At 41.7% G+C, this 350-nt stretch carries 1 protein-coding gene; it reads right to left on the bottom strand.

What is annotated here, in order from left to right; all coding sequences use genetic code 11:
• Positions 1 to 332, bottom strand: a 332-nt coding sequence (locus AB4653_RS29065) for a BCCT family transporter (protein ID WP_372106104.1), incomplete at its 3' end; no start/stop codon positions are given.
• Positions 333 to 350: the final 18 nt, after the last annotated feature.

Here is a 350-nt window from a genome sequence, read left to right as displayed (position 1 = left end):
AGATTAGAGTGCTCTGCTTTAGCATCATCGCCACCTATACGTATCTTTCCGTAAGGGGAGATAATGAGGACAAAACAGAAAAATACGAAAAGGTTCGCAGCCCACATAAAGAAACCATCGAAGTTACCGATGACTTTCCACTTAACGCCATCAAGTGCCGCTTTAGCTGTTTCAGGTTCTGCAACCAAAAGCGCAATCAGGAAAGCAATTATCGCCCCAGCGCTGATTCCAAATACAGGGTTATGAACATCAAAACCCCATTTCTGAACATTATCTTGTCCTACGGTATAATCAGTATTATCAATACTATACCTATCCTTTACAGGCTCCATGCATCCTCTCTAATTAGT

The sequence above is a fragment of the Vibrio sp. 10N.222.48.A3 genome, assembly GCF_041475345.1.
GTDB lineage: Bacteria > Pseudomonadota > Gammaproteobacteria > Enterobacterales > Vibrionaceae > Vibrio > Vibrio tasmaniensis_A.
This window is presented reverse-complemented; position numbering and strand designations above follow the sequence as displayed.